23 protein-coding genes and 2 pseudogenes are annotated in these 25,747 nt (G+C 58.4%); 18 read left to right on the top strand and 7 right to left on the bottom strand.

Features of this window, described 5'->3' with window-relative positions; all coding sequences use genetic code 11:
* Positions 1-20: 20 nt before the first annotated feature.
* Positions 21-1,247 carry an MFS transporter gene (locus tag HYE77_RS23190; protein WP_003209751.1) on the top strand — a complete coding sequence of 409 codons (1,227 nt, stop codon included), beginning with the start codon at positions 21-23 and terminating at the stop codon, positions 1,245-1,247.
* 358 nt (positions 1,248-1,605) lie between these two features.
* Positions 1,606-1,935 carry a DUF6124 family protein gene (locus tag HYE77_RS23185; RefSeq protein ID WP_032899015.1) on the top strand — a complete coding sequence of 110 codons (330 nt, stop codon included), beginning with the start codon at positions 1,606-1,608 and terminating at the stop codon, positions 1,933-1,935.
* 217 nt (positions 1,936-2,152) lie between these two features.
* On the opposite strand, the gene HYE77_RS23180 is transcribed toward HYE77_RS23185, so the two are convergent.
* Positions 2,153-3,466, bottom strand: coding sequence for a phospholipase D family protein (locus HYE77_RS23180; RefSeq protein ID WP_102605913.1), 1,314 nt, complete (start codon positions 3,464-3,466; stop codon positions 2,153-2,155).
* Between the two features lie 316 nt (positions 3,467-3,782).
* Between HYE77_RS23180 and HYE77_RS23175 the strand changes: the two genes are divergently transcribed.
* From HYE77_RS23175 to HYE77_RS23135, 9 genes and pseudogenes are all read left to right on the top strand, one after another.
* A complete protein-coding gene (locus tag HYE77_RS23175) occupies positions 3,783-4,772 on the top strand; it encodes an aldo/keto reductase (protein WP_003209745.1) in 990 nt (329 codons plus the stop codon).
* Positions 4,769-5,359, top strand: a complete 591-nt coding sequence (locus HYE77_RS23170) for a flavodoxin (RefSeq protein WP_102605912.1) — start codon at positions 4,769-4,771, stop codon at positions 5,357-5,359. Before HYE77_RS23175 ends, HYE77_RS23170 begins: the two co-directional genes overlap by 4 nt.
* Positions 5,360-5,383: 24 nt before the next feature.
* Positions 5,384-6,376 carry an aldo/keto reductase gene (locus HYE77_RS23165; protein WP_177069456.1) on the top strand — a complete coding sequence of 331 codons (993 nt, stop codon included), beginning with the start codon at positions 5,384-5,386 and terminating at the stop codon, positions 6,374-6,376.
* Between the two features lie 62 nt (positions 6,377-6,438).
* Complete coding sequence (locus HYE77_RS23160; protein WP_008432610.1) at positions 6,439-6,906, top strand: cupin domain-containing protein; 468 nt, start codon at positions 6,439-6,441, stop codon at positions 6,904-6,906.
* Between the two features lie 228 nt (positions 6,907-7,134).
* A complete protein-coding gene (locus tag HYE77_RS23155; RefSeq protein ID WP_003209734.1) occupies positions 7,135-7,908 on the top strand; it encodes a carboxymuconolactone decarboxylase family protein in 774 nt (257 codons plus the stop codon).
* Between the two features lie 121 nt (positions 7,909-8,029).
* Positions 8,030-8,974 carry an alpha/beta fold hydrolase gene (locus HYE77_RS23150; RefSeq protein WP_173406085.1) on the top strand — a complete coding sequence of 315 codons (945 nt, stop codon included), beginning with the start codon at positions 8,030-8,032 and terminating at the stop codon, positions 8,972-8,974.
* 48 nt (positions 8,975-9,022) lie between these two features.
* Positions 9,023-10,075 carry an alpha/beta hydrolase gene (locus HYE77_RS23145; RefSeq protein ID WP_008432604.1) on the top strand — a complete coding sequence of 351 codons (1,053 nt, stop codon included), beginning with the start codon at positions 9,023-9,025 and terminating at the stop codon, positions 10,073-10,075.
* A gap of 81 nt (positions 10,076-10,156) precedes the next feature.
* Positions 10,157-11,050, top strand: a complete 894-nt coding sequence (locus HYE77_RS23140; RefSeq protein ID WP_003209726.1) for a LysR family transcriptional regulator — start codon at positions 10,157-10,159, stop codon at positions 11,048-11,050.
* 283 nt (positions 11,051-11,333) lie between these two features.
* Positions 11,334-12,131: pseudogene (locus tag HYE77_RS23135) on the top strand (methyl-accepting chemotaxis protein); the annotation flags it as partial.
* A 141-nt stretch (positions 12,132-12,272) separates the two neighbouring features.
* Here HYE77_RS23135 and yiaY read toward each other — a convergent pair.
* Positions 12,273-13,421, bottom strand: a complete 1,149-nt coding sequence (gene yiaY / locus HYE77_RS23130) for an L-threonine dehydrogenase (RefSeq protein WP_177008673.1) — start codon at positions 13,419-13,421, stop codon at positions 12,273-12,275.
* Positions 13,422-13,750: 329 nt separating this feature from the next.
* On the opposite strand from yiaY, the pseudogene HYE77_RS32685 reads away from it, so the two are divergent.
* Positions 13,751-13,879: pseudogene (locus tag HYE77_RS32685) on the top strand (DUF6691 family protein); the annotation flags it as partial.
* Between the two features lie 47 nt (positions 13,880-13,926).
* Positions 13,927-14,703 carry a nucleotidyltransferase domain-containing protein gene (locus HYE77_RS23125; RefSeq protein ID WP_003212643.1) on the top strand — a complete coding sequence of 259 codons (777 nt, stop codon included), beginning with the start codon at positions 13,927-13,929 and terminating at the stop codon, positions 14,701-14,703.
* Positions 14,704-14,739: 36 nt separating this feature from the next.
* On the opposite strand, the gene HYE77_RS23120 is transcribed toward HYE77_RS23125, so the two are convergent.
* A complete protein-coding gene (locus tag HYE77_RS23120) occupies positions 14,740-15,039 on the bottom strand; it encodes a hypothetical protein (protein ID WP_102606381.1) in 300 nt (99 codons plus the stop codon).
* Between the two features lie 291 nt (positions 15,040-15,330).
* Between HYE77_RS23120 and HYE77_RS23115 the strand changes: the two genes are divergently transcribed.
* The 3 genes from HYE77_RS23115 to HYE77_RS23105 all read left to right on the top strand — a co-directional run bounded on the left by HYE77_RS23115 (position 15,331) and on the right by HYE77_RS23105 (position 18,791).
* On the top strand, positions 15,331-15,672 hold the full coding sequence (locus HYE77_RS23115) for a hypothetical protein (protein ID WP_177069455.1): 342 nt from the start codon (positions 15,331-15,333) through the stop codon (positions 15,670-15,672).
* Positions 15,673-16,108: 436 nt separating this feature from the next.
* Positions 16,109-17,605 (top strand): methyl-accepting chemotaxis protein, encoded by a 1,497-nt coding sequence (locus tag HYE77_RS32825; protein ID WP_177069454.1) that lies wholly within the window; start codon positions 16,109-16,111, stop codon positions 17,603-17,605.
* 385 nt (positions 17,606-17,990) lie between these two features.
* The gene (locus HYE77_RS23105) at positions 17,991-18,791 is read left to right on the top strand and encodes a GNAT family N-acetyltransferase (RefSeq protein WP_177069453.1); all 801 of its coding nucleotides are present in this window, start codon (positions 17,991-17,993) and stop codon (positions 18,789-18,791) included.
* Positions 18,792-18,893: 102 nt separating this feature from the next.
* On the opposite strand, the gene HYE77_RS23100 is transcribed toward HYE77_RS23105, so the two are convergent.
* Positions 18,894-19,835, bottom strand: coding sequence for a LysR family transcriptional regulator (locus HYE77_RS23100; RefSeq protein ID WP_177036102.1), 942 nt, complete (start codon positions 19,833-19,835; stop codon positions 18,894-18,896).
* A gap of 98 nt (positions 19,836-19,933) precedes the next feature.
* Between HYE77_RS23100 and HYE77_RS23095 the strand changes: the two genes are divergently transcribed.
* A complete protein-coding gene (locus tag HYE77_RS23095; protein ID WP_177069452.1) occupies positions 19,934-21,133 on the top strand; it encodes an MFS transporter in 1,200 nt (399 codons plus the stop codon).
* A 435-nt stretch (positions 21,134-21,568) separates the two neighbouring features.
* On the opposite strand, the gene HYE77_RS23090 is transcribed toward HYE77_RS23095, so the two are convergent.
* Entirely contained in the window at positions 21,569-22,333 is a 765-nt protein-coding gene (locus HYE77_RS23090) for a sulfite exporter TauE/SafE family protein (protein ID WP_177069451.1), read from the bottom strand.
* Positions 22,318-22,980: an FMN-binding negative transcriptional regulator gene (locus tag HYE77_RS23085; RefSeq protein ID WP_008432591.1), complete on the bottom strand. Its 663-nt coding sequence runs from the start codon at positions 22,978-22,980 to the stop codon at positions 22,318-22,320. The genes HYE77_RS23090 and HYE77_RS23085 overlap by 16 nt, the downstream gene beginning before the upstream one ends.
* Here HYE77_RS23085 and HYE77_RS23080 point away from each other — a divergent pair.
* Positions 22,979-24,580 carry a PLP-dependent aminotransferase family protein gene (locus HYE77_RS23080; protein ID WP_008432589.1) on the top strand — a complete coding sequence of 534 codons (1,602 nt, stop codon included), beginning with the start codon at positions 22,979-22,981 and terminating at the stop codon, positions 24,578-24,580. The genes HYE77_RS23085 and HYE77_RS23080 overlap by 2 nt on opposite strands.
* Positions 24,581-24,830: 250 nt before the next feature.
* Here the strand turns inward: HYE77_RS23080 and HYE77_RS23075 are convergent, their stop codons facing one another.
* Positions 24,831-25,562, bottom strand: a complete 732-nt coding sequence (locus HYE77_RS23075) for a hypothetical protein (RefSeq protein ID WP_177019861.1) — start codon at positions 25,560-25,562, stop codon at positions 24,831-24,833.
* Positions 25,563-25,747 lie beyond the last annotated feature (185 nt).

Genomic DNA, 25,747 nt, shown 5'->3' with positions numbered 1-25,747 from the left:
TCCTCCCGGAACCCAACACCATGCCAAGCGCAAGCCGGGCCCCTAGCGGCCTCCCCGAACATAATCAACAAACCGTCCTGCAGCAGTGGCTGGCGATTCTTTCCGTTGCCGTAGGCGCCTTCGCCCTGGTCACCAGCGAGTTCCTGCCGGTAGGCGTACTCAACGACGTCGCCGCCGACCTCGGCATCAGCGCCGGCCACGCCGGGCTGATGGTCACCCTGCCCGGCATCATGGCCGCCCTCGCCGCCCCGTTGCTGTCGGTGGGCATTGGCGCCATGGACCGTCGCTACCTGCTGATCGGCCTGACCCTGATCATGATCATCGCCAACATGGTGGTGGCCTACGCCAGCGACTTCAGCCTGCTGCTGTTCGGCCGCGTACTGCTGGGCATCAGCATCGGCGGCTTTTGGGCCACCGCCATCGCCCTCAGCGGCCGCCTGGCGCCCAAGGGCGTGGGCGTCGCGAAAGCCACCTCGATCATCATGATGGGCGTGACCCTGGCCACCGTGCTCGGCGTACCCGTCGGCACCTGGCTGAGCGGCCTGATGGGCTGGCGCATGACCTTCCTCGTCACCGCACTGGTGGGCATACCGGTACTGCTGGCACAGATGTTCCTGCTGCCCCGTCTCGAACCGGAAAAAGCCATTCGCATCGCCGACCTGCCGGCCCTGTTCATCAACCCACAAGCACGGGTCGGCTTGATCGCCGTATTGCTGATCGGCCTGGCGCACTTTGCCGCGTACACCTACGTCGCGCCGTTCTTCAAAAACAGCTCCGGCTTCGACGGCCCGACCATCGGCTCCCTGCTGCTGCTCTACGGCGTGGCCGGCGTAATGGGCAACGTCTTCGCCGGCTTCGCCGCCAACCGCAGCGTGCGCCACACCTTGCTGCTGGTCGCGCTGATGATCGGCACCAGCACCGCCCTGTTCCCCTACTTCGCCACCGGCATGAGCGGCGCAGTAATGCTGATCGCACTGTGGGGCTTTGCTTTCGGTGCCTTCCCGGCCTGCGCAAGCATCTGGATGTTCGTGGTGGCGCCCAAGGATGTGGAACGTGGCATGCCGCTGTTCGTCGCGTTGTTTCAGGTGATCATTGCCGTGGGCTCGTTCTTTGGCGGGCAGATCGTCGACAAGATGGGGACGTCGGTGCTGTTGAGTTTGGCGACCGCGTTGGTGGGTGCCGGGTTTGTGACGGTGCTGGTGTTGGGGCGCAAGGTGAGTAATAGCCTGGCGGCCCAGCCTGCTTAATCGAGGAAAACGGGACTGATTGAATTCAGTCCCGTGGCTGGAGGCAGTGAGCACCGCACCTTGCTCCATTGCCTACAGTTGCGTCAGAATCCGCCGGCTTGTGCACCTGGGTGGGCGTCTCTAAGGTTGCTCGGTCGCTGAAAACTCAGTGATCGGGTTTAGTAGCCCGAGGTTAACTGCAAGTGCATAAGCAGCATCTATCAGACCTTCTTGTCTGTGCTTGATGGTGGCTGTGCGCAGGGCGTCTTCGGACGCGCCGGCTTTTGTAGTTTCCCCGGTCTACTAACCTGCGTACAGCCGCCACCCCATTTCGTTTAGTAGCGACGTGGTGAGGGCCCTGCTCAGGAAAACTACTGATATGTTCAAGGTAACGCCGAATCCTCCGGGATCTCCCGATTTGAAACTCAACCAAGCCGCGCAACGTGCCTTGGATCACTATCTCAATCCCTCCTCCGCCAAAACCGCCCCGCCGTCGGGTGCGCTGTTCAGTGTGGCTGCTGATGCCAGCAGTGAAAGTCTGATTACCAATAGCTATGAAACCTTTGCCTCGGTCAGCGCGTTGCTGCTTGATCTGTCGGACGAGCTGAGCGGGAAAGACCGTGATGTGGCGTTGGCTATTCATCAACTCAGTGAGTTGGGGGTGCTGTTGATGGGTAAGTTGATGGATCGGGAGGTGCCGTCTAGCTGAAACCGGACGCTGTCCAGGCTACTCAACTAGCTCAATCGACTGATCGCCGAGGCGCTGTAGGCATCTACGGCGGCTCAGCGACGACGATGCCGCTTTAGTTGAGTAAGTCGCCGCTCATGCTGCGCTCAATAGCGGTTTCAGGCCATTTGCCGCCATTACGAAACGCCGTTTTCGACTCCAAACGGACACTCCACTGATGTCAGGCAGGTGTGGGATTTCAGCTTCTGGTGGTCGCGACAAGAATGGGCTTTGTACCGTTGCGCCCTTTAAAGACCATTGTCACATCGACCACCGTATCCATTCCCTCAAAAAACACATCCGCGTTGACCCCATCGAGCCGTTTCTTCAGAGGGGTAGTACTGGTGATGTGGCGGCTCAGTAGGCTTTCAAAGTCAGCCCTATTGCTATCAATCCACCTCTTCAGATCGGTTCTGAGCTGCTCGATTGGCTTGAGCTTTTTACCCGACGGCTTTCGCTTGGGTCCTAGCGTGTCGAGAACGCTGATCTCGTCGATTGAGTAGAGAACCGGGACCATGCACAGTTCGGTCCCGTTCTCGTTCTTCAAGATGGCAACAAGAGTCGTGTCGGAAGGCGCCCGAGCAAGATCTTTTGGGGTGACGGAGAGTGTCACATCCACCCGATCGAACGGTTTAGGCAGAATCCCACCAATGGTCATGCTTTGAGCGAATTTCGTGATTTGTTGGCTCGCAAGCCTTGCCCAGCCGACCTTCTGTTGATTGAGCACGCATAGGCAACGGCTCGACTTAATCATCCGGGGGAGCACGATGCCGTTCTTCCTGGTCCACTGGAGCAGGTCAACCTTCGCATCAAATTTCAGTCGTGCAGAGCCCTCAGATGGCTTTACTGTTCCGGTGTATTTCGTGCCGGAAGGTGCGCCAGACCGAACGGCAGCACCAATTGCAGCTAGGTTCTTAGCCTTTCGTGCAGCTCTCTCTTGTTCCTGCTGATCCCGAGCAACCTGGACTCGCTTGGCTTGGTAGGTATCGGCTTTACCCTGAATCTTGGACATCGCTTCGTTGAATTCTTCGAAAGCCTTTTTGGCTAAGCGAACATCCTTCTCCATCCGCAACACCCTGGCCCAGTCGATCAATTCCAGATCCGGGTCGTCAATCCAATCATTGACCACGCTCCGAACTCGCTCACAAGAATTGGCTTTACTGTTATCGAAACAAACACTCAACTCCTTATTTTTCGAGGCCCCCCTGAAGGTAAGGTTCTGGCTGCCAAGTGTGACGAAGTCAGCCTCGTCCATGATGACTTTCGCATGAAGGTCCTTCACCTCGTAAATCGTGCACTTGTTGATGAGCAACAGCTTGAAGGCAGCGATTGTTGACGCCATACAGACGAAGTCCCTTACCTCGAACCGTGTGTAAAACGTTGCTTGCTTGTTGGCCAAGAGCTTAAGCGTGCTGTTTTCTGTGATGTAGGGGGACAGCACTGTCAGAGGCGTGGTGGCTTCTCGGATCTGCCGATTCCATCGAGGAGCCAAATTGGTTCTGATGCGGATCATTCAACCGTCCCTGGTCTGCCTGGGCGCGAGGCGCGGGGTATATTGCAATCCCTCCAGTATACCGCCGGCGCAGCTGACCATCACAGGCTGTAACCTTGATCGGCAGAGAACAGCCAAAAGCGAACGATCAAGAGAGTGTCAGATTTTTTGTGTACGAGCGGTGATGGCCTACCGTGAGGCAAGCCTTCATTCGACAGTCGCCACCGCCCCTCTTCCGGGACTGATGAGCAAACCTCATGAAGCCTTGCCGATTTACCCGTCTAGTCCTCAGTCGTTAGCGCGCTTACTGTCTCCCCACGCCCAACGGGAGATCAACATGCACAAACGCACACTCGGCAACAGTTCACTCGAAGTATCCGCCCTCGGCCTCGGCTGCATGGGTCTGAGCCATGGCTATGGCCCGGCCACGGATACCGAGCAAGCCATCGCACTGATCCGCTCAGCCGTTGAACGAGGCGTCACGTTCTTCGATACCGCCGAATTCTACGGCCCCTATATCAATGAGCAAGTAGTCGGCGAGGCGCTGGCGCCAGTTCGCGACCAGGTTGTGATCGCTACAAAATTCGGCTTCGCCGTCGGCACCGACAATACAAAACAGGCTCTGGACAGCCGGCCCGAACGTATTCGAATAGCCGTCGAGGGTTCGTTGCGTCGACTGAAGACCGATTACATCGATTTGCTCTACCAACACCGCGTCGATCCGGACGTGCCGATTGAGGACGTTGCCGGGGCGGTGAAAGACCTGATTAGCGAAGGAAAGGTCAAGCACTTCGGCCTGTCGGAGGCAGGCGCGCAAACCATTCGTCGCGCCCATGCGGTACAGCCGGTCACGGCGCTGCAAAGCGAATACTCGCTGTGGTGGCGCGAGCCTGAGCTGGAAATCCTGCCGACCCTTTGGGAGCTGGGCATCGGCTTCGTACCGTTCAGTCCATTGGGTAAAGGCTTTCTCACCGGCACGGTGTCGGCCGATTCCACTTATGGCAGTGACGACTTCCGCAGCATCGTCCCGCGTTTCAGCCAGTCGGCGCTGCAGGCAAATCAGGGTCTGGTGGTGTTGATCCGTCAGATTGCTGCGCAGAAACAAGCGACACCGGCCCAGATCGCGCTGGCCTGGCTGCTCGCGCAGGCACCGTGGATTGTGCCGATTCCGGGCACGACCAAACTGCATCGCCTGGAAGAAAACCTCGGCGGCGCGAACATCACCCTCGACGCTGCCGAACTCAAGGCCATTGATACCGCGCTGGCGCAGATCCGCATCGAAGGCGAGCGCTATCCCGAGGCTCTCAAGGCGCGCGTCGGTCGATGAGTACCGATCACGATCCGCTGCGGCGCACGGTCATCGCCGCACTGGCCAGCGCCCCGCTGCTGTCGCTCGCCGACGCGCAAGGCGCCAGTGAAACACCGCGTTCGGGCTCGCGGATTCTGGTCGCGTATTTCTCGCGCTCGGGCAATACCCGCGTGGTCGCCGGGCTGATCCAGCGTGGACTGGGTGCCGATCTGTTCGAGATTCGCCCCGCCCACGCCTACCCCGAGGACTATCTGCAAACCGTGGAACAGGCGCGCCAGGAACGTGACAGTGGCTTCGAACCCGAGCTGCAAAACACGGTTCACGCCCTCAGCGACTACGACACGATCTATCTCGGCTTTCCGATCTGGGGTGAAACCGCCCCGCCGATCGTGCGCGCATTCCTCAGCGCCCACGATCTGACCGGCAAGACCCTCATCCCCTTCAACACCCATGGTGGATATGGCCTGGGCAACAGCCGCCGTGTGCTGGTCAAGCATGCGCCGAAGGCCAAAGTGCTGGAAGGTTTTGTGATGGAGGGTGAGCAGGAGCGCAAGACCATGGAACGCGTGAACGGCTGGCTGAAAGATCACCCTCTCACGCACTAATCGAATTCTGTACGGAGTAACTCCATGAAAATCCGCACGTTGGGTAATGGCCTGGAAGTGTCCGCCTTGGGTCTTGGCTGCATGAGCATGACGTCGGCCTACGGGCCGGCAGCCGACCAAGCCAGCATGATCAAGCTGATTCGTTCGGCCCACGAGCAAGGCGTCACCTTGTTCGACACCGCCGAAGCGTATGGCCCGTTCGCCAATGAAGAGCTGCTGGGGGAGGCCTTGCAGCCGATCCGCGAGCAGGTCGTCATCGCCACCAAGTTCGGTTTCGATATCGACCTGATCACCGGCGCACGTGGCGGCGGCACCAACAGCCGCCCGGAGCATATACGCGCCGTGGCCGAAGCGGCGTTGAAGCGTCTGCGCACCGATTGCATCGACCTGTTTTATCAGCACCGCGTTGATCCCCAGGTGCCCATCGAAGACGTGGCCGGCACCGTCAAGGATCTGATCGCCGAGGGCAAGGTCAAGCATTTCGGCCTTTCTGAAGCGGGTGTGGAAACCATTCGCCGGGCCCACGCGGTGCAACCGGTCACGGCGGTGCAAAGCGAATATTCGCTGTTCTGGCGTGGCCCGGAGCTGGAACTGCTAGCCGTGCTGGAAGAACTGCGGATCGGCTTCGTACCGTTCAGCCCGCTGGGCGCCGGTTTCCTCACCGGTCAGATCGACGAGAACACGCAGTTCGACGCGAGCGATTTCCGCAATTTCGTCCCGCGCTTTTCCCCTGAAGCGCGCAGGGCCAATCTGGCGTTGGTCGATGTGGTGAAAGCCGTCGCGCAACGCAAACACGCCACGCCGGCGCAAGTGGCACTGGCCTGGTTGCTCGCACAGAAACCGTGGATTGTGCCGATACCGGGCACGACCAAACAGCATCGCCTGGAAGAAAACCTGGGCGCGGTCGAGCTGCAATTGAACGGCGACGATCTGCGCGTGATCAACGAACAGATGGCACAGATTCGGGTGCACGGCGAACGTCTGCCGGGGTCGGCACTGAAAATGACCGGACTCTGAGTCTGCCCGACGCGGCGCCATGTGCGGCGTCGCTTTCTCTGTCTGACCGGAGAACTCATCCGATGAACCGATTGATTGCGCCACTCGTTGCTTTGTCACTGATGGCGGCAGAGTCCCAGGCCGCCAGCGAAATCCGCGTTACGCCGAACGGATCCCAGCCTTCGATCAAGGGCGCAGCGGAAAACTTTACCGGCTCTGTACGCGTCGATGGCCTGTTCAAAGGTGAAGCGCCCGCGCGCATCGGTGGCGGCACGGTGACCTTCGAACCCGGCGCACGCACGGCGTGGCACACCCATCCGCTGGGACAAACGCTGATCGTCACTGCCGGCGTCGGCTATGTGCAGCAAGAGGGTGGCGCGCGTCAGGAGATCCATCCGGGCGACACTGTCTGGATTCCACCGAACACCCGTCACTGGCACGGCGCCACGGCCAGCAACGGCATGACCCACATCGCCATCGCTGAAGCCGAGGATGGCAAGACCGTCACCTGGGCGGAGCAGGTCTCGGAGGCGCAATACGCCGGCCAATAAAGTTACGGAATGTGTCGAAGCTGCTCGACCGGCACGTTCGCGGCGAACCGCCACGTAACCTCAATGCCCCGTAACAACCTGCCCGCACCGGGATTCCAGCGGTTATCGCACGTCGACTCATGAGTTCTGCTCATGAGTCCATGCGCTATTTCGGGGTTAATCGCCACAACCATCCTCCTTACGATCCAGCAACACCGCAGCGCCCCGCAATGGATGGAGCCCTTCACGATGATCACTGACACCCGCAACCGCACTGCCCTCCCCACACTCATGGCGCTCTGCCTGAGCGTCGGGGCGATGTTCAGCGTCACCACTCAAGCAGCCGAGGCTTCGCCCACCATGACCAGCACACCCGCCAGCGCAGCCCGCTTGTCGAGCCAGCAACAAGCCATTCCACTGATCGCGGCGTTCATGGCGACCAGCGACATGCCCAACCTCAACACGGCGCTCAACCAAGGGCTTGATGCCGGCCTGACCATTAGCGAAACCCGCGAAGTCCTCGTGCAGCTCTACGCCTACGTCGGCTTCCCGCGCAGCCTCAACGCCTTGAATGAATTGATGACCGTGGTGCAGGCGCGCAAACAACGCGGCCTTGACGATGCGCCGGGGCGTGAGCCGAGCCGGGTGATACCGGTGGGGGATGAGCTATTGGCAGCGGGTACGGCGAATCAAACGAAAATCTCCGGCGCCCCGGTCAAAGGCCCGGTGTTCGAGTTCGCCCCAGTGATCAACCAGTTCCTGCAAACGCACCTGTTCGGCGACATCTTCGAGCGCGACAACCTCGACTGGCAAAGTCGCGAATTGGCGACTGTCGGAGCGCTGGCAGCGACGCCGGGGGTCGAGCCTCAGTTGCGCTCGCACATGGCGGCGAGCCTGCGCGTCGGGCTCAGCGCAGCACAGTTGCACCTAGTCACCGAACTGCTGAAAAAGCATGGCGATGCACAGACTGCCGAGCGGGCCAACGCAGCGCTGGTCCAAGCCCTCGCGGCGTCGAGGAAGTGACATGAGAACTGCAAAACGTCTGCTGAGCGTCATGCTGTTGAGCCTGTTGGCGGCCTGCGCGAACCACTCCGAAGGCCCGCTGCTGATCCAGAAACAAGGCAGCTTCGCCGCCGGCGGAACGATGACCACGGCACCGGGCACCTTCAACCCGCGCCAACCGATGACGCCCAACGGTCAGACCTACCACGGTGACCACGCCTACGCCTTCTATCAAATCCCGGTGGACGCGCGAAAACTGCCCATCGTCATGTGGCACGGCGCAGGTCAGTTTTCCAAGACCTGGGAAACCACCGCCGATGGTCGCGAGGGTTTTCAGAACATCTTTCTGCGCCGCCACTACGGCGTCTATCTGATCGATCAACCCCGGCGTGGTGATGCCGGGCGCAGCATGGTCGAGACTACCATCAAGCCTGTGCCGGACGAACAACTGTGGTTCAACCAGTTCCGTATCGGCCTTTGGCCCCGCTACTTCAACGGCGTGCAAGTGGCACAGGACGCCCAGACCCGCGAGCAGTTTTTCAGGGCTATGACACCGAACACCGGGCCGTTTGACATGGGCGTGGTCTCCGATGGTGTGTCGGCGCTGTTCGACAAAATCGGCCCCGGCATCCTGTTTACCCATTCTCAGGGCGGCGGGCCGGGCTGGTTGACGGCGATCAAGAACGACAAGGTCAAAGCCATCGTGGCTTTCGAACCGGGCAGCAGTTTCGTGTTTGCTGACGGTGAAGTGCCGGCGCCGATCCCCAGCGCGTTCGACACGGTGCAAGGCGCAGCGGTGCCGATGGAGCAATTCATGGCACTGACGCGCATTCCGATTCTGATCCTGTACGGCGACAACATCCCGGAACAGGCAGTCGATCTGCCCGCTCAGGACAGTTGGCGCGCACGCCTGAAAATGGCCCGGCTCTGGCGTGACGCGGTCAATCGCCATGGCGGTGATGTGCGACTGATACACCTGCCGGAGATTGGCATTCACGGCAATACCCATTTCCCCATGTCGGATCTGAACAACGTGCAGATCGCTGACCTGGTCGCGCAGTTCCTCAAAGAAAAACAGCTGGACTGACCCAAATACTTTCGCAACTGCCGTCCTTTTTTTGCTCAGGAGCTTCACGTGAAGAACACCCTCAAAGCCACGTTCATGTCGGCATTGGTCGGCCTCTCGGCAGGCGAAGCCTTGGCCGCCGACTACAAGAAGAACCCATTCACCCTCGCCTACGACGGCGCGATCACCCGCAACGAACCGGGCAGGGTCAACATCCACCCGGTCAGCTATAAGCTCAACGGTCTGGACATCGCCGCCAACGTCTACACGCCTGCCAACTACGACGCGAAGAAGACCTACCCGACCGTGGTGGTTGCGCATCCAAATGGCGGCGTAAAGGAGCAAGTCGCCGGTCTGTATGCCCAGCGCCTCGCCGAACAGGGCTACATCACCATCACGGCCGATGCGGCCTATCAGGGCGCCAGCGGTGGTCAGCCGCGCAGCATCGATAAACCGGCGTATCGCATCGAAGACATTCACGGCATGGCCGATTTCATCAGCCAGTTCGCTGGCGTGGATGACAATCGTCTGGGCCTGCTCGGCATTTGTGGCGGCGGTGGTTATTCGTTGGCGGCGGCGCAAACCGACAAACGCTTCAAATCCCTGGCAACGGTGAGCATGTTCAACTCGGGTCGAGTACGCCGCAACGGCTACAGCGACTCGCAACTGGACAGCATCCAGCAACGTTTGCAACAGGCATCAGCAGCCCGCGCGCAAGAAGCAGCGGGGGGCGCGGTGCTGTATACGGGGGATGCCAACCTCACCGATGAGCAGACTGCCAAACTGCCTTTCGAACTGTATCGCCAAGGCTATGAGTACTACTGGAAAACCCACGCGCACCCGAACTCGACCTTCAAATACACCACCAGCAGCCTTATTGACCTGATGCGTTTCGACGCCACCGACCATATCGAGTTGATCAATCAACCGTTGCTGATGATCGCCGGCAGCAAGGCCGACAGCCTGTACATGACTCAGGATGCGTTTCCCAAAGCCGCCGGCACCACCGACAAGGAAGTGTTCATCATCGATGGCGCCACCCACATTGAAACCTACTGGGTGCCGCGTTATGTCGATGCGGCGATCGGCAAACTGACGGATTTTTACGCACGCACCTTGTGATCAGCGCGCCAAGGGTCGCACATCCGTGCGCGACCTGCTTTCATGGAATAATCACGCGCTCCTCATGAGAGGTTCTCATCAATGTCCCGCCCCAATCTCAACGACCTGCAAGCCTTCGTGGTCATCACCCGCGAAGGCAGTTTTACCCGTGCTGCCGCGCAACTGGGCGTTTCGCAGTCAGCGCTGAGCCACACTCTGCGGGCACTGGAAACCCGGCTGGGCGTGCGCTTGCTGACGCGGACTACGCGCAGTGTTTCACCAACGGAGGCGGGCCAACGCCTGTATCAAGCGATGGCGCCGCGCTTTGAAGAAATTGAACTGGAACTGGCTGCCGTCAGCGAGTTTCGCGACACCCCCGCCGGCAATGTACGGATTCAGGCGTCCGAGCATGCGGCGAACAATATTCTCTGGCCGAAGCTGCTGAAGGTGCTGCCCGACTACCCGGACATCAAGGTCGAAATCACCGTCGATTACGCCCTCGCCGACATCGTCGCGCAGCGCTATGACGCTGGTGTTCGACTGGGTGACCAGGTGGCCAAGGACATGATCGCCGTGCCGATCGGGCCATCGTTACGCATCGCCGTTGTCGGCTCACCGCAGTATTTCCAGCAGCGGCCTTACCCGATGGAACCGAGAGATCTGGCGGCGCACAACTGCATCAACCTGCGCCTGCCGACTCACGGCAGCCTGATGCAATGGGATTTCGAAAAGGATGGCCACGAACTCAAGGCCCGCGTCGAAGGCCAATGGACATTCAACAGCAGCGTGCCCATTCTGCGTGCGGCCGTGGCGGGATGTGGCTTGGCTTTCCTGCCAGAGGACATGGTGGCGAAGGAGCTTGCCGACGGTAGCCTTGTGCGGGTGTTGGAAGATTGGTGCCAACCCTTTGCCGGTTACCATCTCTACTACCCCAATCGCCGTGAACATTCGTCAGCGTTTGGCGTTGTAGTTGAGGCGTTACTCTACAAGAGCTGAGTCATCGACCTTCAAGGCGTCTGAATTTTTCCCGCCCCCTCAAACCGTGAATGAGCAGATGATTTTGATCGACTGCGTCGGGCGCGACCGGCTGCAAGCCGATTGCTGCCCCTCGTAACAAGCAGCTTCTGGCTTATCCCCCCTAAAACCCCACCCAAAAACGCCGATAACCTCCTACCATCAATCACCCCCCGCTCCCCTACACCCGATTCGCTCCCCGCATGCCCGTATGGCACATCGCATGCTTGCCTCACCCCGGCCCGTCCACATGGAGTACGAGTGAATGCCTGCCCAAGCCCGTTTCATCGAGCACTACCGCAAAGCCGACCGCATCATGCTCGCCCTGATCTGGCTGATGACCCTCTTTTCCCTCGGCCTGGCGTTCTGGCACGACACGCTACTTCAAGCGCTCTTCATAGGCGCCGGCACCAGCGTGGTGCTGACCCTGGCCTATCGCGTCATCGGCGGCACTCGCCTGATGCGTTGCGCCCTTGGCGTCGGCCTGATGGTGATGGCGGCGTTGCACATCAACCAGGCCCAGGGTGTCATCGAATCGCACTTCGGTATCTTCGCGCTGCTGGCGGTGCTGACGTTCTACCGCGACTGGCTGCCTATCCTGGTGGCCGCCGTCACCATCGCAGTGCACCACGTGGTGTTTCATGCCTTGCAGCACCAGGGTTTCCCGGTGTTTGTGATGGAGCATCACGGCGGCTGGAGCATGATTTTCGTCCACGCGTTCTACGTGGTGATGGAGACGGTCGCCCTGCTCTACCTCGCGGTGCACAGCCAGACAGAAGCGGTAGAAAGCCAGGAAATGCTCGAAAAAATGCTCGCCGTCACCACGCAGTTCAGCGGTGAGGCCGTCAAGGGCAGTCCGGAAAAAGTGCATGTCTCCCTTGCCACCCGTTTCGATCACTTTCTGACCCAGATCACCGGCCTGATCGACGGCGTCGCCCGCGACTCCCACGGCCTCGGCCAACTGGGTCAGGAGCTGGCTCACGCCAGCGGCACCTTCAAAAAAGGCGCGCGCCACCAACTGGCGGAAATCGCCCAGATGACCGGTTCCATGCAGCGCATGGACTAATGGCCGACAGTAGCCGCTCATGACAGACCACTTCCAGCCAAGCCAGTGAGCCACTCCAACCCTATCGGTGAACAAAACCAAAACACCCCGCACTTCAACCAAAGGCGGGGCGTTCTCTCCAGCATCACTTCACATCAATCACATCGCCGTATGAAAAATCTGCTCGATCTCATCCTGATTGGCAGGACGCGGATTGGTAAAGCCGCAGGCATCTTTCATGGCATTGGTTGCCAGGGTCGGAATATCGTCAGCCTTCACACCCAGCTCAACGAGCCCGCTCGGAATCCCCACATCCGCAGACAATTTACGGATCGCCGCGATGGCCGCCGCAGCGCCCTTCTCCGCATCCAACTGCTGAGTCTCAACCCCCATCGCATGGGCGATATCCTTAAACCGGGCCGGACATACGCTGGCGTTGAAGCTCGACACATGGGGCAGCAGGATCGCGTTGCACACGCCGTGAGGCAGGTCGTAGAAACCGCCCAGCTGGTGCGCCATGGCGTGCACGTAACCCAGCGAAGCATTGTTGAAGGCCATGCCGGCAAGGAATTGCGCGTAGGCCATGTTTTCCCGGGCGGTCATGTTGTCACCCTGGGCAACGGCGGTGCGCAGGTTGGCCGAGATCAGTTCGATGGCCTTGAGTGCGCAGGCATCGGTGATCGGCGTGGCTGCGGTCGACACGTAGGCTTCGACCGCGTGGGTCAGTGCGTCCATGCCGGTGGCGGCGGTCAGGCCTTTGGGCATGGCGGCCATCAGCGAAGGGTCGTTGACGGATAACAGAGGGGTGACGTTGCGGTCGACGATGGCCATTTTCACGTGGCGGACTTCGTCGGTGATGATACAGAAACGGGTCATTTCACTCGCGGTGCCGGCGGTGGTGTTGATGGCGATCAGTGGCATTTGTGGTTTGGCGGATTGGTCCACGCCTTCGTAGTCGCTGATGTGCCCGCCGTTGGCGGCGCACAGGGCAATGCCCTTAGCGCAGTCATGGGGGGAACCGCCGCCCAGGGAAATAATGAAATCACAGTCGCTGCGGGCCAGCAGTTCCAGGCCCTTTTCCACGTTGCTGACGGTCGGATTCGGTTTGGCGCCATCAAACAGGGTGGAGTCGATATCTTGCTGGGCCAACAGGCCGGCGACCTTGGCCGCCACGCCGGCTTTGGCCAGGCCGGCATCGGTGACGATCAAGGCTTTGCGGAACCCGTACTTGCGGATTGCGAGCATCGCCTCGTCGAGGCTGCCAATGCCCATCATGTTCACGGAAGGAATGAAGAAGGTGCTACTCATGATAAATCCTCTTTTTATTATGGAGACACGGGAGTCAGTGAGGTTTTCTACTCATCTCGCAGGTGATGCGGCGCCTCTTGTTGTCATCGTTGACGATCACAAGGCTGAGCCTAAACCTATGGCGTCAGACCGAAATGGTCCTTTAGCGGGCATTGACACCTCCTTTAGTACTGGAAGCAGGGCTTCACCCATTCCATGGGGGGCGGCAGCAAAATCTGACTTGCGCAGACCCCGACCCGCACGGATGGTTATGATGGTTCGCTGAGCAACAGCCCTCACCGACTCTCCTGTGCAGGAACTGATCGGGCTGTCCGTCAGCGTGTTTGTTCTCGGGTATCTGCCCTGGGCCTGCGGTCGCCCTTCTGTTTACCGGGCACTGGCAAATTCTCATCTTCGTAGTGGCGATGCTGGCGGGTATGCATGTGTTTTCCAGCCTGGAAGGCCGGCGCACGTCTTGATGGGGTTTGACCCCGATTTTTACTGAACGCAACTCAAGGACGGCTTCATGGAACAACTCCAACCTCGTGGCACTGATGCGGACGGTTATATCCTCACCGTGTCCAACGTCGAGACGCAGCCACAGTTTCAGGCTTTGCTGACGGACGTTTGCATGACGCTCGCGCGGCCGGAACCTTTGCTGGACGGGATTTATCTTTATGGCAGTGTCGCGAGAGGCGACGCCGTGCCGGGGGTTTCTGACCTTGACCTAACCCTTATTCTGCACAGCCCACCTACGTCGCAGGATCTGGAAATGCTGGAGTCGAAAAGGCGCACGCTGGAAAGTCGGCATGCCGAAGTCACCAAGATCGATTTCGATATCGGTAGTCGTGCTGAAGTATTGGCACCTGACAATCGATTGAGCTGGGGGTATTGGCTCAAGCATCACTGTCGTTGCTTATGGGGCGATGATCTGACCCAACGCTTCGACCGGTTCAAGCCGTCGCGCGCTATCGCCATTGCCGTGAATGGTGACTTTGAATCCGTGCTGACCCGGTATGCCGACCTTATCGACCAGGCGACCACACCGACGCAATCGCTACGCTTGCAGCGAGAAGCTTCGCGCAAACTCATCCGGTCAACTCAAGTGCTTCGCTCTGAACAGGACTTGATGTGGCCGCAAACACTGGAAGAGCTTGTCGAGCAGTTTGTTCAGCATTACCCGAGTATGAGAATGCAGATCTCTTTTTTCTTGTCCCAGGCAAGAAACCCGGATGCCAAGCCAAAGAAATTTACGACTCAGCTCCATGATTTTTTGACCTGGATGGCTACACAAACCGGTTGAATCCATAACGCGCCTATGAAATCAGGGGCGATTCACTTATTGATGAGTGTCAGCCTCCTCTGCGGGATAAAACTCGCCCTCCTTCCCCATTTTTTTCAGCCGTTCGCGCACAATTACCTCGACGCTGGCTACGGCGGTTTGATCGTCAGGGTTGACCAACTGCAAGCACAGGCGTTGGACATTCTGATCGTGGGTGCCCTCGCTCATCATCTCGTGGGTGAAGACCTGTTCGCCACGCCATAGGCATAGCTGGGTATGCGTCTCGCCAAGCCATATTTCGTTGATTGATCGAAGGTCGGTTGTCTCTAGTTGATCGACGGTGATTGTCTTATCCATTGCGCTGTACCTTACCCATGAGTAGATACAGGTAGACTTGCCGGCATAGCGGGTCGTTCCACGCGTTGGCAGTTCAACCGGGCTAATGGTGGTTAAGCACGTCCCGGTTGGAACCAGGCCAATTGACGATTGAAGGCGGACAGTGCGAGCCATCACGAACAAAGTAGGTGGTCGCTTTGGCAGTCCATCGGTCGTATTTTCTATTGATCCTAACGCAGTGAATTGGGCGGACGTTGGGGTACTAATATCAACGTAGAATTTGGTAGTTATAACCATTTTTAGGGGGTGGGTATGCGTAATTTAAAAAGCCCGAGATTCAAAAAAATCAAGCCTCTAATTGCGATAGTGTTGATCGTCGTGATCGCAGGATTTGTGCTGAGGTACTACGAGGCAAAGGATGAGGCTAACATTGCGTTTCAAGAGTATTTACGCTCAAACCAACAGATCGCTACTCAGGTAGGCAATGTCGCTTCCTTAACATTGCTGAAGCGGTTCACATATTATAAAAGTGACACTGAGCCAGGTTTTCATCAGCACCTTTACTTGGTCAAAGGCGAGCATGGGAGCATGACTGTAGAAGTCAGAAGGATCGAGGGGAGTTCGCAGATTGTGATCAGTGATATACAGCAGTAGCAGTGCTGTTGAAGGCAGTAAGGAAGCTGAATTAATGCCTGTTTTGATTCTGGACTGGCAGTAAACACTGGTCTTGGCTTGCCAGCCATCTTTGAGGTGCCGGACAGATTGGAAGCTCATGCTTTGCGTACCGGTCTTTGTCGGATGGGTGAGCGCGTGTTTTCCATGCCCACTCTCCGCGGAATTAGCGCGGTAGTTAAGATGGGGCAAATCGGCTCTAATTTTGTAGAGCATTGAAAGACTGCTTTTGGCCGATTGCAGCCCCTCGTAACAAGCAGCTTCTGGCTTATCCCCCCTAAAGCCCCACCCAACACCGCCGATAACCTCCTACCACCAATCACCACCTGCTCCCCCACACCCGATTCGCTCCCAGCATGCCCGTATGGCACGTCGCATGCTTGCCTCACCCCGGCCCGTCCACATGGAGTACGAGTGAATGCCTGCCCAAGCCCGTTTCATCGAGCACTACCGCAAAGCCGACCGCATCATGCTCGCCCTGATCTGGCTGATGACCCTCTTCTCCCTCGGCCTGGCGTTCTGGCACGACACGCTGCTTCAAGCGCTCTTCATAGGTGCCGGCACCAGCGTGGTGCTGACCCTGGCCTATCGCGTCATCGGCGGCACCCGCCTGATGCGGTGCGCCCTTGGCGTCGGCCTGATGGTCATGGCGGCGTTGCACATCAACCAGGCCCAGGGTGTCATCGAATCGCACTTCGGTATCTTCGCGCTGCTGGCGGTGCTGACGTTCTACCGCGACTGGCTGCCTATCCTGGTGGCCGCTGTCACCATCGCGGTCCACCACGTGGTGTTCCATGCGTTACAGCATCAGGGTTTCCCGGTGTTTGTGATGGAGCATCACGGCGGCTGGAGCATGATTTTCGTCCACGCGTTCTACGTGGTGATGGAGACGGTCGCCCTGCTCTACCTCGCGGTGCACAGCCAGACCGAAGCGGTAGAAAGCCAGGAAATGCTCGAAAAAATGCTCGCCGTCACCACGCAGTTCAGCGGTGAGGCCGTCAAGGGCAGTCCGGAAAAAGTGCATGTCTCCCTTGCCACCCGTTTCGATCACTTTCTGACCCAGATCACCGGCCTGATCGACGGCGTCGCCCGTGACTCCCACGGCCTCGGCCAACTCGGTCAGGAGCTGGCTCACGCCAGCGGCACCCTGGAAAAAGGCGCGCGCCACCAACTGGCGGAAATCGCCCAGATGACCGGTTCCATGCAGCGCATGGAAGATGCCATGGGCCATATCGCCGTGCACGTGGAGCATGCCGTCGAGCACGCGGGGCAAGCCAGCCAGCAGATCATCCGTGGCCAGGAAAGCGTCGGCCGCGCCCAACTGGAAATCACTCAACTCGCCACCCGCCTCCACGACACTAACGAGACGGTCGAAGGGCTGGCTGTGCAAGCCGAACAGATCGGCTCGGTGCTGGAGGTGATCAACAGCATCGCCAACCAGACCAACCTGCTGGCCCTCAACGCCGCCATCGAAGCCGCCCGCGCGGGTGAGCAAGGGCGCGGGTTTGCCGTGGTCGCCGATGAGGTCCGCAGCCTGGCGCAGCGCACGGCGGTGTCGACCCAGGAGATCAAGACGATTATTGAAGGGCTGCAACACGGCAGCCGGCAAGCGGTAGAGGCCATGCACGACAGTCGCCAGGGCGTGGAGCGCTGCGTGGAGGACAGCCAATTGGCGGTGGAGATGCTGCGGGCGGTGGGCAACGATATTTCGCAGATCGATCAGTTGAATGGGCGGATTGTGTCGACCACCCGTGAGCAATCCACGGCGAATGTGGAGATTGTCGGGCGGCTGCAGTCGGTGCAGAGCATTGCGCAGAATACGGCGCAGGATGTGGAGACGCTGGCCAGGAGCAGTGAGCGGTTACCGCCGATTGCGGTGCGGTTGGATGCGTTGGGGCGCCGGTTTCATCAGTGAGTGGGAGCATGGGCCGGTGCTCGATTCAAGCGCTGCTTCTGACGCGGATGGATAGTCCAGGCGTGAGCGTCGCTACGGGCAGATCGGGTTTCAATCAAATGAATCGGGCCCTTTCTGCTCCTTTATTTGGACGTGGCGTGTTCATTTTGAGCGTGGGCCGGATAACGCATAGCGGCTTGCCTCTTCCATCAAGTCATCGCACATCGGATTGGCTTTGAGCATGTACGCAGCCGGGTCGATTATCGACAAGCCAAGCGATGTCTCTTCTGTGGCAGATGCCCAAACTTCTCCCATTGGCCCGACAATCTATTTCACTGCCCTCCCAGGTGCGTAGGGGTTGATTTACCGCTACCTTCCCTGGAAATCTTGCAAAGAGACGATGCACATGGATGTTGAATGGGCGCATGCCATCGAAGCCGCAGAAAGCGAGTACTTGTGTTCCCGCGTTGAGAGCTTGTCGCGGGTTAGTGGAAATCCTTTTGGTGCTCGTGTGTTTTTCAATGGGGCCTTTCCGTGCTTTCAGGTGAAGGCAACACCTAGCCCGATGTTCAATCGTATCTACGGTGACAGCACCGGCAACCCCCATTCACTGCTGAGCTTGCTCAAGGAGTCAGCGGAGTATTCAACAGTAACGCCCCTTATCGGGAAAGCCTCGACGTTGGAGCAATTCGCTTTTGTGGGTGAGGAGCGATTCGAGCGTTTGAGGGGGTGGACGCATCTGCAGCTTGCGTGCCCCATCGAGGATGCGGTGTTGCCCCCCCAATTATTCAACATCGAAGAGGCCACTTCAGACTCTCTTCCGGAGTTCGCGGCAGTTCATGCGAGTGGCTTTCATACCAAGCCAGAGCATCGTCAGTTGAGCCAGGCTTGTTTTGCAGGACTGATGTCGAATGAACGCCTGAAAATCTACGTCCTTAAAGCTGATGGGCAAGTCGTTGCAGGCGCGTTGATGTACCTGGCCAGCAATGGCGTTGCCTACCTGGGCACGGCTGCCACTCGAAAAAATGCACGAGGCTTGGGCTATCATGGAGCGCTGATATCTCACCGGATAGAGCAAGCAAAGAAGCACGGCAGCCTGGTGATTGCTGCAACTGCGCTTCCAAGTTCGCAGAGTCGCCGCAATTTGCAGCGCATTGGGCTGGCGGCGTCTCATGCTCAGGCGCTGTACCGCTTGGCAGATGGTTGAAACAGATTCGTAATCTACCTTCCGCTTGTGCGAACGGTAGATGTAAAAAGCTGCTGCGCCTATGGCGAAAATGGTAAGTCAGCCAGAGCTGTTCATATTCATTTAAAACCTCGGCACATCGACGTCGCGCAGAAGTTCCTCGGTGGCACATTTGAAACGCTCCACCAGAAAGTCCAACAGGACCCGCACTCTGGCAATTCGGTACCGATTGCCATGCAGCACCGCAAACACCCCAGCTTCTGCTACGCAATAGTCAGGCAGCAGCACCTTCAACCGCCCGGCACGGATATCCGCTGCTGCGTCCCAAATGGTCTTGCGTGCAATGCCATGACCGGCCAATGCCCAAGCACGTGCCACGGCGCCATCGTTGGTTTCCCAGGCGCTTTCCAATGGCACACTGTGGTTCCATGTCTGGCCGTCCACCCTGAAATGAAAGGTGTTTAAAGGACCCGCCGGAGTCACCAGCAGAATAAATTTATGCCCGGTGAGCTCGGCCGGCGTCTGCGGCTCGCCGTGGCTCGCCAGGTAGTCCGGCGAGGCACAAAGCACCCGCCAGTTGGGTGCCAGTTGCCGGGCGATCAACGAGCTATCACGCAGTGGGCCGAAACGAATGGCCAGGTCGACATCGTCCTGTACCAGGTTAGACATAGCGTCCGACAAGGTCAGCGCCACCTTCAACTGCGGATGCTGCGCGCAAAAGGTCTCGAGCCAGTCATTAAGCAGGTGACGGCCAAAGTCAGTAGAGGCAGACAGACGGACTTTACCGCGTACTTCCTGCTGACTCGCCTGCAACCCCGCCTCCGCCTCATCAATGGCGCGCAAAGCGACCCAGCATTGCTGCAGATAGAACCGGCCTTCATCAGTCAGCCGCAGTTGACGGGTTGTGCGATCAAACAAGCGGGTATGCAGCGCCGCCTCCAATTTGAGCAACCGTGCGCTGGCCGCCGCCGGCGACAACCCCAACTTGCGTCCAGCGGCTGAAAGACTGCCGAGGTCGGCAGCCTCAACGAACAAGCGCATGTCCCCCAATCGATCAGTGGCCATCTTCAATCCAGATTTGATTAAGCATCAAATTCTAGACCAATTATCAAATCACAGACACTTCATCACAATCAGGCCTCACCTGTTTTTCGAGCAAGCTCATGAACCGCGAAGAATCGATTCAACCCACCCCCCCGCCGTCCTCAGAACTACCTATCACTGGCTTACTGGCCCTGACCACCGCGAGTTTTATCGCCACTGCCAACGAGAGCGTACCCGCCGGCCTGTTGCCACACATCTCCGACACGTTTGAGGTTTCCCAGGCATGGGCGGGGCAATGGGTCACCGCGTGTGCCCTCGGTTCCGGGCTGGCGGCCGTTCCCTTGACCTTGGCCTTGCAAGGTTGGCCACGGCGCCTTGTGTTATTACTGACAGTGGGGGTGTTCTGTTTGTGCAACGCGGTAACTGCCTTGTCGCCGTATTTTGCCCTCACCCTGGTCGCGCGCCTGATCGTCGGGGTCGCCACTGGTGTGGCGTGGAGCCTGTTGGCCGGTTATGCGCGACGCATGGTCGCCGCGCCCTTGCAAGGCCGCGCGATGGCAGTGGCTATGCTGGGTATCCCCGTCGCCTTGGCGCTGGGCGTACCACTGAGTGCCTGGCTGGGTGAACAGATCGGTTGGCGCAATGTGTTCGGGCTGCTAGCGGCGTTGAGCCTGGCGCTGATGGTTTGGATTCGGCTGAATGTCCCTGACTTTGCCGGGCAACGGGCTGGCCAGCGCTTGTCCCTGGGTCACGTTTTTTGCAGGCCAGGCGTGCGACCGGTGCTGACGGTAGTTATGCTGTGGATCATGGCTCATTACATGCTCTACACCTATATGGCGGCATTCCTGGCATCGGTCGGGTTGGATGGACAGGTCGAGCAGGCATTGCTTGCGTTCGGCATTGCGGCTCTCGTGGGTATCTGGCTCACTGGGCTATTGATTGACCGCTGGCTGCGGCGGTTGGTGCTGTTGAGCCTGGCCGGGTTTGCGCTGGTATCGCTGACATTGGCGTTGGGTGGCCTGCCTGCCATAGCGGTTTATCTGGCGATGGCTGCCTGGGGCCTGAGTTACAGCGGTGCACCGACCCTGCTGCAGACAGCTTTGGCGAATGCTGCTGCCGACGGTGCCGATGTGGCTCAGTCGATGCTGGTGACCGTACTGAACCTCGCGTTTGCGGGCAGTGCCGTAGTGGGCGGTGTACTGCTTGAGACGACAGGCGTGGGATCGATCCCCTGGGCAACCTTGGGATTGGTGCTGCTGGCCTGGTTGGTTGTTAAGGTGGGTGGCCAAGCTGGGTTCAGGAGCTTGTCCAAGCCCTGATCGGTTTTACTGCCGCTTAGTCCGAATTCGGCTCAGCCAAAATGCAGGCAAGCCAGTTCACACAAATGCTGTGTGATGCCTTCCTCGGAGTGTTCCGGAGCTGCAATCAACAGCATCTCCGAGGCACTCGATGAGGCTCAAGCGACGGCACGCAATGCCGGTGATATTACGCCGCCGCTCAATCTCAACTTCGTCACTCTAAGCAGCTCGATTAAATTGTTCGGAGCGCCGTCTGAGTATCTGCGTCCAGTTCAGATGCTCGGTTACTACCCTGACGAAGTCCTCAAGCGCTAATTTTAGCTCGATGAAGCACGCCTAGCCGAGCAGAGCATCCTAGTGTCACAGGCCATTTGAACGGCCTCTGACTGCTAACATTCCGTTGGCAGCCAGTCGGATAATGGCCGTAACGTTGGGCCTCATAGTGGTGAGGCATTTTCAGACGATATAGCCACTTATGCCGTCCCACAGAAGTTTTACCGCGGTGACTACGAGCAGGCAGTAGCAGGCAAGGTACATCTGGCGTTGATCCAGCTTGGTGTGCAGTCGCCAGCCCAGCCAGACACCACTTGGAACTGCTAACAGGCAGATGACCATCAGGCTTAGCACGTTACCGGTGGGCCTGGCTAGCAGCAGCCAAGGCACTGCCTTGAGCAGATTGCCTACGGTAAAGAACATGCTGGTGGTGCCGGCATAGGTTTTCTTGCTTAGACCGAGCGGCAACAGGTATATCGCTAATGGTGGCCCACCAGAATGCGCGACCATAGTCGTGATCCCAGAGGTGACGCCTGCGGACACCGCCTTGAGCGATGAGCGCTGGCTGACCCTGATTTCCCCACCGGTTTTGAACCAGAGGCCGACAAAAATCAGGGTAACCGCCGCCATCACTAACGCGACTGCGCGGTGATCCATGACGCGAAAGAGTAGATAGCCGACACCGATGCCGACAACCAGACCTGGTAACAACAGCACCAGGTCGGGTTTAGACCAAGTGGATGGCTTCCAGTAACGCAGGCCGAACAGGTCCATCGCGATAAACAACGGCGCTAGCAGTCCGCCGGCTGTGAGCGGATCCATCACCAGCGACAGCAGCGGAATGCCGACAATGGAGAAGCCTCCACCGAAGGCACCTTTCATAAAGCAGATCAAAAAAACTCCGGCGAAGGTCACCAGAATCGTGGTGGTGGTCAACTCAAGGTCCACGGTGCTGCCCCCTGATCCGGCTGCTCAAGGTTGGCCAGCATTATCGAAGAAAGCTCAACGTGCCCGCGCTCGCGCAAGTGCGCGATCGCAGACAAGCGATCAGCGTGCGACTTGTTTTGATTGAGCTTGCGCTTGCATTCAACGCACTGCATTTCGATCTCGATACCGACAACTCTCGACACCATCTCGTCCAGATATTCACGCGGCGCATCGCCCATCTTCCAGGGCTTGATCTCCTTGGACTCCTGGTGGCGAGTCAGCTGGGCCAGGGTGCGGCGCAGGAGCTTTTCTTCCGACATCACGCGCATGACGCCATGCACATGCACCACCTCGTAGTTCCATGTGGGAACCTGGCGATGCGTTTCGTGCTTGGACGCATACCAGTTGGGCGAAATGTAGCCTTCTGCCCCCCTGAAGATCACCATGACAGGCGTGCCGCCGGCGCAACGTTGCCACACAGGATTGGCGCGGGCCACATGAGCGGTCAGCAACCCGTATGTTCCGTGGCCGGTATCGAGTTCAAAGGGAATGTGGTCCGCATCCATGCCGGATTCACCCTCAGTCACGAGGATGCCCAGCGGATTGTCGCGGATAATTCGGTGCAACTGTTCCGGGCGGTGCTCTGCGAAGTGTTCGGGAATGTACATGGGATTTCACTACGGATTGTTGGGAGTCCATAATGTCGACCACGACCTGCATCATCGAAAGTGCCAGTTTCGAGGTTTTTCCATGGGCCAGTTTTCAGCCAATCCGGATGCATTTTCCCGCGGCGCGCAACGTCGGATCTATGCCAGGCTGCGCGCGCAGATAGAAGACGGCACGCTTGCCGCCGGCACGAGGCTCATGTCGACGCGGGCAATCGCGGCCGAACTCGGCGTGTCGCGAACCACGGTAACGGCGGCTTACGAGCAACTGGCGGCCGAAGGCTTTGTCCTGACATCAGTGGGCAAGGCCGCCACGGTAGCGAGCATAATCAGCACTCAATCTGGGCATGCCCAAGGGGACTCGGCGCAGCAAAAGGAACTGCCGCCAGTGCTTTCCCTTTACGGGCAACGAGTGGCCATCATGAAGCCGTACAACATGGCGTCACCCCAAGCCCGCATCGATTTCAGGTACGGCTCGGTCGCTACCAGGGATTTTCCGGCGCTGGGTTGGCAGCGCGCCTACCGTTCCGAACTAGTCAAGCGTCAACCGAGCCTCGCTTACGGCCACCCCGAAGGGGAAGAGCGCTTGCGCAATGCGCTGCAAGGTTATCTGCGACGCGCACGCGGTCTGGCGTGCGATGCGGATCAAATACTCGTCGTGCATGGCTCGCAGCAAGGACTTGACCTGTGCGCCCGGCTTTTGCTGAACCCGCAAGATGCATTCGTCTTCGAAGAGCCTGGCTACCGCATGGCCAGATATTGCTTTGAGGCCACGGGCGCGACGGCGTTGCCCATACCCGTCGATGCCTCTGGACTGGATACCAGTGCTCTGCCGGAAGGTGATCGCGTGCGCCTGGCCTTTGTCACTCCGTCGCACCAGTTTCCCATGGGGGCGGTGCTTCCTGTCGCACGTCGCCTCGAACTGCTGAGTTGGGCGAGGCGACATCGCGCGTGGATCATTGAGGACGATTACGGCGGCGAGTTTCGCTATGGCCAGCGGCCCATCGACGCACTGCAATCCATGGACGCAGATGCTCGCGTCATTTATGTCGGAACGTTCTCCAAGGCACTCTCACCGCAGCTCAGGTTGGGTTATCTGGTTCTTCCACGCGAGTTGGTTCACGTTTTCCGTGAAGCAAAACGGCTGACCGATCGACACTCACCGCGCTGGGAGCAAAACGTGCTCGCCTCATTGATCGAAAGTGGAACCTATGAGCGTCACGTTCGCCGCCTGCGGCGGGAAAATGAACTGCGGCGAAGGGCATTACTGGAGGCTTTTGAACAGCATCTGGCGGAATATGGGCAACTGGCCGGCATGGCGGCGGGCTTACACGGCGTATTAACGCTACCCGCGCTTCGCGCTCAGGATGAGCCGACGTTGCAGGCGATAGCGCTCGAACGCGGGGTTGGCGTATATCCGCTTTCGCCGCTGTTTGCCGAACCCACGTCGGTAGAATACGAGCGACCGGCAGGGCTCATTTTGGGCTATGCCGGCCTGACAACGCAGCAGATTCATGAAGGGATCGGCATTCTTGGCACGGTGGTTCGGGAGGTTGAAGAGCTTGGGGCTCGGTCCGGATCAGTGGATGACTATGTCATCTAATATGCGGCTCGAACACGAGCAAATTTACAAGGTAGAGATAAGGCGAATAAGAAAAAGTGGTCGGCTTGAGTGACTGCTAAGGGTGGAAAATGGTTCTGGACGGAGGGACCGCTATTGGCCGATTGCAGCCCATCATGACGGGTAGCTTCTTGAAAACTGGCCCCCATTATCGGCCCCAATTTTTCGATGCTGATAATTGACTACTTTTCCCCGAAAAACCTCCTGGCTTGGGTCGAAGTCGTCGATACAACTACCACCGCCTCCACCACGCTTTCTGAGCAACCACCTCAGGCTTCAGCGAGGCAATCTTAGAGCCTGCAATCTTTACCGGTGCGACGTCCAGACCATCGAAGCTACCTAGACCCAGAGGGGGGCTTTCTGCTTGTAGAAAGCGAGTGGTTTCTGCTGAAGCCACTGCATGCAGTAACGACGAGGGCGTTATATTCCGACTCAAGACGTGAATGCCGCTCTCTGGGTCATGCAGACCACTTACATCGGTGCCTTCAACGCCGTCTATCAGAAGCGGCTGGATCATGACCGTCCCAAGCTCGTAGGTGATATCCAGATCACCGCAAACGCAACGCAGCCTTTGCAGTTCACCATTCGAAGATACACACACAAAATCCAGCCCGTCGTCATCCGTGCAAAAGCTGCAAACGTGTAATTGAAGGCTTTTACTCAGCGCTAAATTCACATTCAGGAAAGCTCTCTTGAAGTAGTCGGCTAGCTGAGCATCCTTAAGCACTTTGTATATCCGCGATAGCGCTGCCAATTCTTGAGGGAGCTCAAGCGGTACATCCTTGATGGGTGGCATAGACGTAAAGGGCCATTTCCGTTCTTCGCCAGCCTTGAACGTGTCTAAGTAGAACGACGTGGCGTTTTCATCCTGGTGCAATGACCAACCAATGCTCACCGGCAACGTAGAAAGTGGTTCTAACTCCGGCTTCACATTCATCGCGTGAGCAACGACAAGGTACCCCATTGTTTAGATCCTTCAGGTACAGGGCTGAATCGCTCCAAGCATAGTCGATACTTGAGTGTGTGCTATTGGCCGATAGCATTCGCGCATGGCCGAGAGCTGACTCAAACGGCCTGAAAAATTCCGGGGACTGAAAATGGAAGAAACGCTCTCTTCGATATTTATGCACTAAAGGAAAACCCATAAAT

The organism is Pseudomonas sp. IPO3774, assembly GCF_013386835.1.
In the GTDB taxonomy this organism is placed as follows: Bacteria; Pseudomonadota; Gammaproteobacteria; order Pseudomonadales; family Pseudomonadaceae; genus Aquipseudomonas.
The sequence above is the reverse complement of the archived record's forward strand: the minus strand, read 5'-3'. Positions and strand labels throughout refer to the sequence as shown.

Excerpts from the sequence above, each read along its gene's own strand:
- HYE77_RS23190 (WP_003209751.1), top strand. The coding sequence starts at position 21 with ATGCCAAGCGCAAGCCGGGCCCCTAGCGGCCTCCCCGAACATAATCAA.
- HYE77_RS23185 (WP_032899015.1), top strand. The coding sequence starts at position 1,606 with ATGTTCAAGGTAACGCCGAATCCTCCGGGATCTCCCGATTTGAAACTC.
- HYE77_RS23180 (WP_102605913.1), bottom strand. The coding sequence starts at position 3,466 with ATGATCCGCATCAGAACCAATTTGGCTCCTCGATGGAATCGGCAGATC.
- HYE77_RS23175 (WP_003209745.1), top strand. The coding sequence starts at position 3,783 with ATGCACAAACGCACACTCGGCAACAGTTCACTCGAAGTATCCGCCCTC.
- HYE77_RS23170 (WP_102605912.1), top strand. The coding sequence starts at position 4,769 with ATGAGTACCGATCACGATCCGCTGCGGCGCACGGTCATCGCCGCACTG.
- HYE77_RS23165 (WP_177069456.1), top strand. The coding sequence starts at position 5,384 with ATGAAAATCCGCACGTTGGGTAATGGCCTGGAAGTGTCCGCCTTGGGT.
- HYE77_RS23160 (WP_008432610.1), top strand. The coding sequence starts at position 6,439 with ATGAACCGATTGATTGCGCCACTCGTTGCTTTGTCACTGATGGCGGCA.
- HYE77_RS23155 (WP_003209734.1), top strand. The coding sequence starts at position 7,135 with ATGATCACTGACACCCGCAACCGCACTGCCCTCCCCACACTCATGGCG.
- HYE77_RS23150 (WP_173406085.1), top strand. The coding sequence starts at position 8,030 with ATGACCACGGCACCGGGCACCTTCAACCCGCGCCAACCGATGACGCCC.
- HYE77_RS23140 (WP_003209726.1), top strand. The coding sequence starts at position 10,157 with ATGTCCCGCCCCAATCTCAACGACCTGCAAGCCTTCGTGGTCATCACC.
- yiaY (WP_177008673.1), bottom strand. The coding sequence starts at position 13,421 with ATGAGTAGCACCTTCTTCATTCCTTCCGTGAACATGATGGGCATTGGC.
- HYE77_RS23125 (WP_003212643.1), top strand. The coding sequence starts at position 13,927 with ATGGAACAACTCCAACCTCGTGGCACTGATGCGGACGGTTATATCCTC.
- HYE77_RS23120 (WP_102606381.1), bottom strand. The coding sequence starts at position 15,039 with ATGGATAAGACAATCACCGTCGATCAACTAGAGACAACCGACCTTCGA.
- HYE77_RS23115 (WP_177069455.1), top strand. The coding sequence starts at position 15,331 with ATGCGTAATTTAAAAAGCCCGAGATTCAAAAAAATCAAGCCTCTAATT.
- HYE77_RS32825 (WP_177069454.1), top strand. The coding sequence starts at position 16,109 with ATGCCTGCCCAAGCCCGTTTCATCGAGCACTACCGCAAAGCCGACCGC.
- HYE77_RS23105 (WP_177069453.1), top strand. The coding sequence starts at position 17,991 with ATGGATGTTGAATGGGCGCATGCCATCGAAGCCGCAGAAAGCGAGTAC.
- HYE77_RS23100 (WP_177036102.1), bottom strand. The coding sequence starts at position 19,835 with ATGGCCACTGATCGATTGGGGGACATGCGCTTGTTCGTTGAGGCTGCC.
- HYE77_RS23095 (WP_177069452.1), top strand. The coding sequence starts at position 19,934 with ATGAACCGCGAAGAATCGATTCAACCCACCCCCCCGCCGTCCTCAGAA.
- HYE77_RS23080 (WP_008432589.1), top strand. The coding sequence starts at position 22,979 with ATGGGATTTCACTACGGATTGTTGGGAGTCCATAATGTCGACCACGAC.
- HYE77_RS23085 (WP_008432591.1), bottom strand. The coding sequence starts at position 22,980 with ATGTACATTCCCGAACACTTCGCAGAGCACCGCCCGGAACAGTTGCAC.
- HYE77_RS23075 (WP_177019861.1), bottom strand. The coding sequence starts at position 25,562 with ATGGGGTACCTTGTCGTTGCTCACGCGATGAATGTGAAGCCGGAGTTA.